Origin of the sequence: Mycobacterium sp. (assembly GCF_019243155.1) — a bacterium.
GTDB lineage: Bacteria > Actinomycetota > Actinomycetes > Mycobacteriales > Mycobacteriaceae > Mycobacterium.
Map to the genome: position 1 here is coordinate 1 of NZ_JAFAUS010000036.1, position 10,815 is coordinate 10,815.

Genomic DNA, 10,815 nt, shown 5'->3' on the forward strand with positions numbered 1-10,815 from the left:
GGCCTCACCGACGAGCAGGCCCGGTCCACGCCGTCGGCCAGCGCGCTGTCGATCGGCGGGCTGGTCAAACACGTCACCGCCATGCAGCGCAACTGGATGGCACGGGTCGCGGCCGCCCCGGACCAACCGCCCAAGGACCCCCGGCCGTTCGACGAGATAGCGAAGGAATTCGGCGATCAGCACGTGATGCGGCCCGTGGAGACGCTGGACGAGTTGCTGCGCAGGTTCGAGACGCAGAACGCGGCATCCCTGCGGCTGGTGGAAACCGCCGACCTGGATGCCGCGGTGCCGGTGCCGCAGGACATCCCGTGGTTCCCCAAGGATCAGAAGGCCTGGTCGGTGCGCTGGGTGATCCTGCATGTCATCAACGAGCTGGCCAGACATGCCGGGCACGCGGACATCGTTCGGGAGACCATCGACGGGGCGACGATGTACGAGTTGATCGCCGGGCTGGAGGGCTGGGAGATCTCGGGCTGGGTGACGCCCTGGAAACGAGACGGGCACGAGGGCGGCCAAACCGGCGCGGTCGGGTAAAACGGAGATTGGGCCTAGACACGCAGGGTTTGGCAGACTGCGGGGATGAGTTCTACCAAACACCGCGAGGTGGCCAAGCTCGACCGGGTGCCACTGCCCGTCGAAGCCGCTCGGGTAGCCGTCACCGGTTGGCAGGTGACCCGCACCGCCGCCCGCGTCCTCACCAAGTTGCCGAGCAAAGGCCCGGTGCAGCAGAAGGTCATCAAGCAGCTCCCCCAGACCTTCGCCGACCTGGGGCCCACGTATGTGAAGTTCGGCCAGATCATCGCGTCCAGCCCCGGGGCATTCGGCGAGTCGCTGTCCCGCGAATTCCGCGGGCTGCTCGACCGCGTTCCGCCCGCCGACACCAACGAGGTGCACAAGCTGCTGGTCGAGGAGCTCGGCGGCGAGCCCTCGGAGCTGTTCGCCACCTTCGACGAGAAGCCGTTCGCCTCGGCGTCCATCGCCCAGGTGCACTACGCCACGCTGAAGACCGGCGAGGACGTCGTGGTCAAGATCCAGCGCCCGGGAATCCGGCGCCGGGTCGCCGCCGACCTGCAGATCCTGCGCCGCTTCGCCCAGGCCGTCGAACTGGCCAAGCTCGGCCGGCGGCTGTCGGCGCAGGACGTCGTCGCCGACTTCGCCGACAACCTGGCTGAGGAGCTGGACTTCCGGCTCGAGGCGCAGTCGATGGACGCCTGGGTCTCGCACATGCACGTCTCCCCGCTGGGCAAGAACATCCGGGTTCCCCAGGTGTACTGGGACTTCACCGGCGAGCGAGTGCTGACGATGGAACGGGTGCACGGCATCCGCATCGACGACGCGGCCGCCATCCGCAAGGCCGGCTTCGACGGCACCGAGCTGGTCAAGGCCCTGCTGTTCAGCGTGTTCGAGGGCGGGCTGCGGCACGGGTTGTTCCACGGCGACCTGCACGCGGGCAACCTGTACGTCGATGAGCAGGGCCGCATCGTGTTCTTCGACTTCGGGATCATGGGCCGCATCGATCCGCGCACCCGCTGGCTGCTGCGCGAGTTGGTGTACAACCTGCTGGTCAAGAAGGACCATGCCGCCGCCGGGAAGATCGTCGTGCTGATGGGCGCCGTCGGCACCACGAAGCCCGAAGCCCAGGCCGCCAAGGACCTGGAGCGCTTCGCCACCCCGCTGACCATGCAGACGCTGGGCGACATGTCGTACGCCGACATCGGGCGGCAGTTGTCGACGCTGGCCGACGCCTACGACGTCAAACTGCCGCGCGAGCTGGTGCTGATCGGCAAGCAGTTCCTCTACGTCGAGCGGTACATGAAGCTGCTGGCGCCGAAGTGGCAGATGATGTCCGACCCGCAGCTGACGGGGTACTTCGCCAACTTCATGGTCGAGGTCAGCCGCGAGCATCAGAGCGATGTCGAGGTCTAGTGGAACTTCGTGCCGGTAAGGCCAACTCGGACGGTTTGAAGATCTATTACGAGGACATGGGCAATGTCGACGACCCGCCCGTGTTGCTGATCATGGGCCTCGGCGCTCAGCTCCTGCTGTGGCGTACCGGTTTCTGCGAGAAGCTCGTCGCACAGGGCCTACGGGTCATCCGCTACGACAACCGCGACGTCGGGCTGTCCAGCAAGACCGAGCACCGCAGCTCCGGCCAGCCGATGGTGACACGATTGGCGCGCTCCTGGCTCGGCCTGCGCAGCAACGCCGCGTACACGTTGGAGGACATGGCCGGCGACGGCGCCGCCGTCCTGGATCACCTCGGGATCCAGCAGGCCCACATCGTGGGGGCCTCGATGGGCGGCATGATCGCTCAGATTTTCGCAGCGCGATTCCAGGAGCGGACGAGGACGCTGGGGGTCGTTTTCTCGAGCAACAACTCGGCGTTTCTGCCGCCGCCGGCCCCGCGGGCGTTGCTGGCGATCCTCAAGGGCCCGCCGCCGGGCTCGCCGCGCGAGGTGATCATCGCCAACTCGGTGCGCGTCGGGAACATCACCGGCAGCCCCCGTTATCGCACGCCCGAAGCGCAGGCCCGCACGGACGCCGCCGAGGGCTACGACCGCTGCTACTACCCCCAGGGGGTGGCCCGGCACTTCGGTGCGGTCCTGGGCAGTGGCAGCCTGCGGCGCTACAACCGGCGGACCGTCGCGCCCACCGTCGTGATCCACGGCCGCGCCGACAAGCTGATGCGGCCCTCCGGCGGTCGCTCGATCGCCGGGGCCATCAGCGGCGCCCGATTGGTGTTATTCGACGGAATGGGTCATGATCTGCCACAACAGTTGTGGGATCCGATTATCGGAGTGCTGACGAGCAACTTCGCTTCGGCGAGCTGAGCCAAAAGTAGTAGCTAGACACGTCATTCCCAGCGATGGAGCCGAAGTCGCGGGGTTGTACGGTTGTCGAAGGAGGATGGGTATAGCGATGGCCAAGCTGAAGCCGTATTACGAAGAGTCGCAGTTGACCTACGACATTTCCGACGACTTCTTCGCGCTGTTCCTTGACCCCAACATGGTGTACACCTGCGCTTACTTCAAAGACGACGACATGACGCTGGAAGAGGCGCAGCTCGCCAAGCTGGATCTGGGACTCGACAAGCTGAATCTCGAGCCGGGAATGACGCTGCTGGACGTCGGGTGCGGGTGGGGCGCGGCCGTGGTCCGAGCGGTTGAGAAGTACGACGTCAATGTCATCGGCATCACCCTCAGCCGAAATCACTACGCGCGGACGAAATCAAGGTTGGCCGAGATCCCGACCACCCGGCGGGCCGAGGCCCGGCTGCAGGGCTGGGAGGAGTTCGAAGGGCAAGTCGATCGGATCATCAGCTTCGAGGCTTTCGACGCGTTCAAGAAGGAGCGTTGGCCCGCGTTCTGGGATTGGGCCTACAAGACGCTCCCCAATGACAGCCGGCTGCTGATGCACAGCATCTTCACGCACCCGCAGTCCTGGTGGAGCGAGCACGGCATCCCGATCACGATGAAAGATCTGCGTTTCCTGCATTTCCTCGGCAAGGAGATCTTCCCCGGCGGGCAGATGTGCGGCGAACCCGACATCGTCGACCTTTCACAGGCCAGCGGTTTCTCGCTCGAGCAGACCGAATATTTGCAGCTGCATTACGCGCGGACTCTGGATACGTGGGCGGCCAATCTGGAGGCCAATCGCGACCGCGCCATCGCCGTCCAGTCCCAAGTGGTCTACGACCGCTTCATGCGCTACCTGACCGGCTGTGCGGACCTGTTCCGCAAAGGTGTCTCCAACGTAGCCCAGTTCACGCTCACCAAGTAGCGCCTGGCACAGTCGAAAGCGTTTGCCGCACAGAGGGATCAGGCGGTCGGCGGGGCTCACCGGTGGCACGCTGGAAAAGTAGTTCGAAAAAAGTCGAGCCTAATACTGCGCAAATGCCGGGTATTCGACCGGCGGCGAGTAGCCTCGCGCGGTGGGCCACCTATCAGGGTGGGTCCATTTGGGAGGGCACATGTCCGATAACCCAACAGCTGCGACTTGTACACGGTCCAACGTCGACGATGTCCAGGCGCACTACGACATCTCGAACGATTTCTTCGCACTGTTCCAAGATCCGACCCGCACGTACAGCTGTGCGTACTTTCCACGTCCCGGCATGACGCTGCACGAAGCGCAACTGGCCAAAGTGGACCTGACGCTCGGCAAGCTGGGACTCGAGCCCGGGATGACGCTGCTCGACATCGGCTGCGGGTGGGGCTCGATCATGAAGCGCGCCGTCGAACGTTTCGACGTCAACGTCATCGGGCTGACGTTGTCGAAGAATCAGCACGCCTACTGCCAGCATGTGCTGGGCGGTATCGACTCGAAGCGGTCGCGAAGGGCGTTGCTGTGCGACTGGGCGGACTTCACCGAACCGGTGGACCGCATCGTCGTCGTCGAGGCACTGGAGCACTTCGGCTTCCACCGCTATGACGACTTCTTCAAGTTCGTCTACAGCGCCCTGCCCGATGACGGTGTGATGCTGCTGCACTCGATCACCGCAATCCACCCGAAGCAGGCCATGGCACGCCACCTCCCGGTGACAATCCAGATGGCCAAATTCATCAAGTTCATCCTGACCGACATCTTCCCGGGCGGCCGGCTGCCGATGATCGAGATGGTGCAGGACCACTCGGCGAAGGTGGGTTTCACTGTGACCCGGATGCAGTCGCTGCAGACGGACTTCGCCAGGACCCTCGATCTGTGGGTTGAGGCCTTGCAGGCACACAGGGGCGAGGCGATCGAGATCCAATCCGAAGAGGTCTACGAGCGATATATGAAGTACATGACCGGCTGCGCCGGCGCCTTTCGGAAGGGGTATATCGACTGCAACCAGTTCACGCTGGAAAAGTAGATCGGGAAAGTAGACTCTGTGCCGGGCGTCGGGCTTCGGGGGCGCGGTACCCAGCCCCGCTAAGCGAAACGTCGACATTGGTATCGTTGCTGGTCACATTGCCTCAACGGTGTGCGCAGGCGTTATAAGACAGTGATTCGATCCAGGAGAAGCACCAAGAACATGGCTGAGCAACCGACTAGCCCGACGAAGACGCGGACGCGTTCGGAGGACATCCAGGCGCATTACGACGTCTCCGACGACTTCTTCGGCCTGTTTCAGGATCCGACCCGGACCTACAGCTGCGCCTACTTCGAGCCGCCGGACCTCACCCTCGAAGAGGCCCAGTACGCCAAGATCGACTTGAACTTGGACCAGCTGGACCTCAAGCCGGGCATGACCCTGTTGGACATCGGCTGCGGGTGGGGCACCACGATGAAGCGCGCCGTCGAGAAGTATGACGTTAACGTCATCGGCCTGACGCTGTCCAAGAACCAGCACGCCCGCTCCGAGCAGCTTCTGGCCACCCTCGACACCAACCGCACTCGCGAGGTGCGGCTGCAGAACTGGGAAGACTTCACCGAGCCGGTCGACCGCATCGTGTCGATCGAGGCTTTTGAGCACTTCGGCCACGAGAACTACGACGATTTCTTCAAGCGGACCTTCGGCATCATGCCCGAGGACGGCCGGATGACCGTGCAGAGCAGCGTCAGCTACCACCCCGACGACCTGCACGCCCGCGGCAAAAAGCTGAGCTTTGAGACGGCGCGGTTCATCAAGTTCATCGTCACCGAGATCTTCCCGGGCGGACGGCTGCCGTCAACCCAGATGATGGTGGATCACGGCGAAAAGGCGGGATTTGTTGTGCCCGAACCACTTTCGCTGCGCCCGCATTACATCAAGACGCTGCACATCTGGGGCGACACGCTCGAGTCCAATCGGGACAAGGCCATCGAGGTCACCTCCGAAGAGGTCTACGAGCGCTACATCAAGTATCTGCGTGGCTGCGAGCACTACTTCACCGACGAGATGCTTGACGTCAGCCTGGTGACCTACCTCAAGCCGGGCGCGGTCGCCTGATTTTTTCCCACGCCTGTCGGATTAGGGCTGCGGTGTTCGTCGAGTAGGTAGAGAGTGGAGCAGGAGGCTTCGCTCACTACCGGAGGTGACGAGACATGCAGTATTTCGCCTTACTGATCAGCAGGGAGCAGGACCGCACACCCGACGAACCGGCCACCGCGATGGCAGCCTGGCAGAACTTCCACGCCAAAGCCGGCCCGGCGATCAAATCCGGAGACGCGCTGGCGCCCGCGGCCGCGGCAGCGGTCATCACCGGCGGCCCGGACGCCCCGGTCGTCACCGATGGCCCCTTCGCCGAGTCCGCCGAGGTGGCCTGCGGCTACTACGTGTTCGAGGCCGAAAACCTCGACGAGGCACTGGCGCTGGCGCGCGATATTCCGCTCGCCACCTACGGGGCAGTCGAGTTGTGGCCCGCGGTCCACACGATCGAGCCGTCCCGCGCGCTCACCGGCAATGACTGGCTCGCGTTGCTGCTTGAACCGCCCGCGACCGCACACACACCGGGTACGCCGGAGTGGGAGGCCACCGCAGCTAAGCACGCGGATCTGCACGCGGCCGCCGGCGATCACATCATCGGCGGCGCCGCGTTGCACGACCGGTCCACGGCGACAACCGTGCGGGTGCGCGATGGCGAGGTCCTGATCACCGACGGGCCCTATGTGGAAGGCGCCGAAATCGCCACCGGGATCTACCTGTTGAGCGCCGCGGACCGCGAAGAGGCCGTCAAGCTCGCGTCGATGATCCCTGCTTCGACCGTGCAGGTGCGGCAGCTGGCTGGCATCTCCGCACTGTAGCTCTCGCGAATGCCCAACCTGGACGGCGTCTTTCGTCGGGAATGGGGCCCCGCCGTAGCCGCGCTCGCGCGGTGGTCGGGCGACCTCACCGTCGCCGAGGACGCCGTCCAGGAGGCCTGCGCCGAGGCGTTGCGCACCTGGCCGGACGACGGTGTGCCCGATAACCCCGGCGGATGGCTGATGACCGTCGCCCGAAACCGTGCCAGGGATCGGCTGCGCCACGAATCCGTCCGTCCCGGAAAGGAATTGGCGTTTGCCGTGGACGACATCAGGGCACGTACCGACCGCATCGACCCGCATCCGGTCCGCGACGACGAGCTGCGGATGATGTTCACCTGTGCGCATCCCGCGCTCGACCGGCAGTCGCAGCTGGCCCTCACCCTGCGGCTGGTGTCCGGGCTGACCGTTTCCGAGATCGCCAGGGCGCTACTGCAAACCGAGCCGGCCGTCGGGCAGCGAATCACGCGCGCCAAGAACAAGATTCGCCGCGCCAACATCCCCCTGCGCGTACCGCCCGCCGAGCTGCTCGGCGAGCGCATGCCCCACGTGCTGGGGTGCGTCTACTCGGTGTTCACCGAGGGATACTGGTCGACGGCGGGTCCGTCGGCGATTCGTGATGAGCTGTGCGACGAGGGAATCCGGCTGGGCACCGAATTGTGCGCGCTGATGCCTCGCGAGCCCGAGGCCCACGCCCTGGCCGCCCTGATGCTGCTGCATGATTCCCGGCGAGCGACGCGGGTCGACGACACCGGGATGCTCGTCCCGCTCGAGGACCAAGACCGGCGCAGGTGGGACCTCGGTCGCATCTCCCGTGGGCTGCAGCGGTTGACGCAGGCGCAGGGCTCGGCGGGACCCTATCTGCCACAGGCGATGATCGCCGCGCTGCACGCGACGGCGCCGTCCTGGGAACAGACCGACTGGGTCACCATCTGCGCGGCCTACGACCGGCTGGCGCAGCTGACCGATTCGCCGGTCGTTCGCGCCAATCGCGCTCTGGCGCTTGGTTTCCGCGATGGCCCCGATGCCGGCCTGGCCGCCCTGGACAAGGTCGCTCACGATCCGCGGCTTGCCCGCTCCAACCTTGTCGCGACCGTGCGCGCGGATTTACTGCGGCGCGGCGGACGGCCCGCCGAAGCCGTCGAGTGGTACCGAATAGCGCTGGAAGCTAACGGCTCTGAGCCCGGCCGCGACTTCCTGCGCCGACGCATCGCCGAGTGCGGCGGATAGCCGCCCGACTATCCCTCGGAGAAGTTGCGGGTGACGGCCGGGTCCACCGGAATGCCCGGGCCCGTCGTCGTCGACACGGTGATCTTGCGCAGGTAACGACCCTTCGACGCGGACGGCTTGAGCCGCAACACCTCATCGAGTGCGGCGCCGTAGTTCTCCGCGAGGGCCTTCTCGTCGAACGAGGCCTTGCCGATGACGAAGTGCAGGTTGGCCTGCTTGTCGATGCGGAAGTTGATCTTTCCGCCCTTGATGTCGGCCACCGCCTTGGCGACATCGGGGGTGACGGTGCCGGTCTTGGGGTTCGGCATCAGGCCGCGCGGGCCCAGCACGCGAGCGATGCGACCGACCTTCGCCATCTGGTCGGGCGTCGCGATCGCGGCGTCGAAGTCGAGGAAGCCGCCCTGAATCTTTTCGATCAGGTCGTCGCTGCCGACGATGTCGGCGCCGGCGGCCTGCGCCTGCTCGGCCTTGTCGCCCACGGCGAACACCGCGACGCGGGCCGTCTTACCGGTGCCGTGCGGCAGGTTGACCGTGCCACGGACCATCTGGTCGGCCTTGCGGGGGTCGACGCCCAGCCGGATCGCCACCTCGACGGTCGAGTCCTGCTTGGACGACGACGTCTCCTTGGCCAGCTTGGCGGCCTCTAGCGGGGAGTACAGGCTGTCACGGTCCACCTTCTCGGCGGCGGCGCGGTATGCCTTGCTGTTCTTGCTCACTTGCTGATCCAATCTGTGTTGGGTCGTGGTTAGTGCGGGCCGAAGCTGGCCCTCCCACGAGTCGTGCGATGTGTCGAGCTATTCGACGGTGATGCCCATCGAGCGGGCGGTTCCGGCGATGATCTTCGCGGCGGCGTCGATGTCGTTCGCGTTGAGATCGGTTTTCTTGGTCTCGGCGATCTCCTTGACCTGGTCCCAGGTGACCTTGGCGACCTTGGTCTTGTGCGGCTCGGCCGAACCCTTGCCCACGCCGGCGGCCTTCAGCAGCAGCTTGGCGGCGGGCGGCGTCTTGAGCGCGAACGTGAAGCTGCGGTCTTCGTAAACCGTGATCTCCACCGGGATGACCTGGCCCCGCTGGGCCTCGGTGGCGGCGTTGTAGGCCTTGCAGAACTCCATGATGTTGACGCCGTGCTGGCCGAGCGCGGGTCCGACCGGCGGCGCAGGGTTGGCCTGCCCCGCCACGATCTGCAGCTTGATCAGCCCAACGACTTTCTTCTTCGGGGCCATGAGATGTGGGTGTTCCTTCCTGGGGTTCTAAATCTTGGAGACTTGGCTGAAGGTCAGTTCGACCGGGGTTTCGCGGCCGAAGATCGACACCAGCACCTTGAGTTTTTGCTGTTCGGCGTTGACCTCGTTGATCGTGGCCGGCAACGTCGCGAACGGGCCGTCCATGACGGTGACCGATTCGCCGACTTCGTAGTCGACCTCGATGACCGGACGCTCCAGACCGCCCGCCTCGGCGACGACGGCGGTGGTGGCCGCGCCCTTCGCGGGCTTCTTCGCGGCCCCCCGCGGCAGCAGGAACTTCACCACGTCGTCGAGGGTCAGCGCCGAGGGACGCGATGTCGCGCCGACGAACCCGGTGACTCCGGGGGTGTTGCGCACCGCGGCCCACGAGTCGTCCGTCAGGTCCATGCGGACCAGGATGTAGCCGGGCAACACCTTGCGGTTGACCTGCTTGCGCTGACCGTTCTTGATCTCGGTGACCTCTTCGGTAGGCACCTCGACCTGGAAGATGTAGTCACCGACGTCGAGGTTCTGCACGCGCGTCTCGAGGTTGGCTTTGACCTTGTTCTCGTACCCCGCGTAGGAGTGGATGACGTACCAGTCGCCAGGCTTGCTGCGCAGGTCCGCCTTCAGCGTCGCGGCTGGGTCGGCGTCTTCGTCCGACTCCTCGGACGCATCGGCAGCCGAGGCGTCAGCGGCCTCGGGGGTCTCGTCGGTCTCTGCGGTCGCTGGGTTCTCAGTGGTCTCGGTGGTGTCGGTGACCTCGTCGGTCTCTTTCACGTCGACCGCTTCACCCGCGGACGTGTCACCGTCGAAGGTAGTCACGGTTTTCAGTCCTCTCTGTCTACTCGCTCAGCCGAACACCAACAGCACCAGCTTGGTCAGCCCGAAATCTGCGAGGCCGACCAGCGCGACCATGAAGGCCAAAAACGCCAGTACCACTGAGGTGTAGGTGAGCATTTGTTTGCGGTTGGGCCAGATCACCTTCCGCATCTCTGCAACGACCTGCTTGAGGTAGCTGTAGACAAAGACGAACGGATTAGCCGAACGATCCCCTGATTTCTTCGGCTTGTTGGCCTTCTTGGCTTTGGCGCCCTTCTTGGTTTTGTCTTGCTTGGAAACCTCGACCTCGTCCGACGACTCGACGTCGACGTCTTCGCCGGCGTCAACCGCCCGCTGGCGGGTCCGCTTGCCGCTGGGGCGTTGCGGCCGGTTCACGGGCTCTGTCACCAGGGCCGTCCGGCCGCCGCCGGTGCGGCCGTCTTGAGTCTCAGTGCCGTCGCTTGCGGCGTCGTTGGCAACATCGCCTTCGTCGCTCACCGCATGCTCCTTTGTTTGCTAGTTATTCGCCAAGGTGTCCCACAGTGGTGGTACACACTTCCAGTGTCCACCATGACACGCCTTCGTCTTCAGCAGGGGCGACAGGACTTGAACCTGCAACCTGCGGTTTTGGAGACCGCTGCTCTGCCAGTTGAGCTACGCCCCTTCGCGGTTGGCAGGCCAACCTGCGCTTACCTACCGGGGCCTACATGACACGCGCGCCTTCCGTTCTTTCGACTTCACGGAAAGCGCGCTGATGCTGGGAAAACCCCGACGTCCGAGTGTACTCGATTCCCCTCAAGCGCAGGAAATCCGAGACTGATCACACCGTCCTGACGAC

General features: G+C 64.9%; 12 protein-coding genes and 1 tRNA gene. 8 read left to right on the forward strand and 5 right to left on the reverse strand.

Annotated features, from left to right (window positions below; translation table 11 throughout):
• The 8 genes from JOZ00_RS01915 to JOZ00_RS01950 all read left to right on the forward strand — a co-directional run.
• Nucleotides 1-534 (forward strand): DinB family protein (locus JOZ00_RS01915; protein WP_293338918.1); only part of this gene is annotated, 534 nt, incomplete at its 5' end.
• 45 nt (nucleotides 535-579) lie between these two features.
• Nucleotides 580-1,926 carry an AarF/ABC1/UbiB kinase family protein gene (locus JOZ00_RS01920; RefSeq protein WP_293338921.1) on the forward strand — a complete coding sequence of 449 codons (1,347 nt, stop codon included), beginning with the start codon at nucleotides 580-582 and terminating at the stop codon, nucleotides 1,924-1,926.
• Between the two features lie 56 nt (nucleotides 1,927-1,982).
• Nucleotides 1,983-2,831, forward strand: a complete 849-nt coding sequence (locus JOZ00_RS01925) for an alpha/beta hydrolase (RefSeq protein WP_293338950.1) — start codon at nucleotides 1,983-1,985, stop codon at nucleotides 2,829-2,831.
• An 88-nt stretch (nucleotides 2,832-2,919) separates the two neighbouring features.
• Nucleotides 2,920-3,780 (forward strand): cyclopropane mycolic acid synthase family methyltransferase, encoded by an 861-nt coding sequence (locus JOZ00_RS01930; protein WP_293338924.1) that lies wholly within the window; start codon nucleotides 2,920-2,922, stop codon nucleotides 3,778-3,780.
• Between the two features lie 190 nt (nucleotides 3,781-3,970).
• On the forward strand, nucleotides 3,971-4,852 hold the full coding sequence (locus JOZ00_RS01935) for a cyclopropane mycolic acid synthase family methyltransferase (RefSeq protein WP_293338927.1): 882 nt from the start codon (nucleotides 3,971-3,973) through the stop codon (nucleotides 4,850-4,852).
• A gap of 162 nt (nucleotides 4,853-5,014) precedes the next feature.
• The gene (gene mmaA4 / locus JOZ00_RS01940) at nucleotides 5,015-5,911 is read left to right on the forward strand and encodes a hydroxymycolate synthase MmaA4 (RefSeq protein ID WP_293338930.1); all 897 of its coding nucleotides are present in this window, start codon (nucleotides 5,015-5,017) and stop codon (nucleotides 5,909-5,911) included.
• Between the two features lie 95 nt (nucleotides 5,912-6,006).
• On the forward strand, nucleotides 6,007-6,705 hold the full coding sequence (locus JOZ00_RS01945; RefSeq protein WP_293338933.1) for a YciI family protein: 699 nt from the start codon (nucleotides 6,007-6,009) through the stop codon (nucleotides 6,703-6,705).
• A 9-nt stretch (nucleotides 6,706-6,714) separates the two neighbouring features.
• Nucleotides 6,715-7,932, forward strand: a complete 1,218-nt coding sequence (locus JOZ00_RS01950) for a sigma-70 family RNA polymerase sigma factor (protein ID WP_293338936.1) — start codon at nucleotides 6,715-6,717, stop codon at nucleotides 7,930-7,932.
• An 8-nt stretch (nucleotides 7,933-7,940) separates the two neighbouring features.
• Here JOZ00_RS01950 and rplA read toward each other — a convergent pair whose 3' ends face one another.
• The 5 genes from rplA to JOZ00_RS01975 all read right to left on the reverse strand — a co-directional run bounded on the left by rplA (nucleotide 7,941) and on the right by JOZ00_RS01975 (nucleotide 10,641).
• On the reverse strand, nucleotides 7,941-8,648 hold the full coding sequence (gene rplA / locus JOZ00_RS01955; protein ID WP_293338939.1) for a 50S ribosomal protein L1: 708 nt from the start codon (nucleotides 8,646-8,648) through the stop codon (nucleotides 7,941-7,943).
• A 78-nt stretch (nucleotides 8,649-8,726) separates the two neighbouring features.
• Nucleotides 8,727-9,155, reverse strand: a complete 429-nt coding sequence (gene rplK / locus JOZ00_RS01960) for a 50S ribosomal protein L11 (protein WP_293338941.1) — start codon at nucleotides 9,153-9,155, stop codon at nucleotides 8,727-8,729.
• Nucleotides 9,156-9,182: 27 nt separating this feature from the next.
• Entirely contained in the window at nucleotides 9,183-9,980 is a 798-nt protein-coding gene (gene nusG / locus JOZ00_RS01965) for a transcription termination/antitermination protein NusG (protein WP_293338944.1), read from the reverse strand.
• A 27-nt stretch (nucleotides 9,981-10,007) separates the two neighbouring features.
• Nucleotides 10,008-10,475 carry a preprotein translocase subunit SecE gene (secE, locus tag JOZ00_RS01970; RefSeq protein ID WP_293338947.1) on the reverse strand — a complete coding sequence of 156 codons (468 nt, stop codon included), beginning with the start codon at nucleotides 10,473-10,475 and terminating at the stop codon, nucleotides 10,008-10,010.
• Between the two features lie 93 nt (nucleotides 10,476-10,568).
• A tRNA-Trp gene (locus JOZ00_RS01975) sits at nucleotides 10,569-10,641 on the reverse strand.
• Nucleotides 10,642-10,815 lie beyond the last annotated feature (174 nt).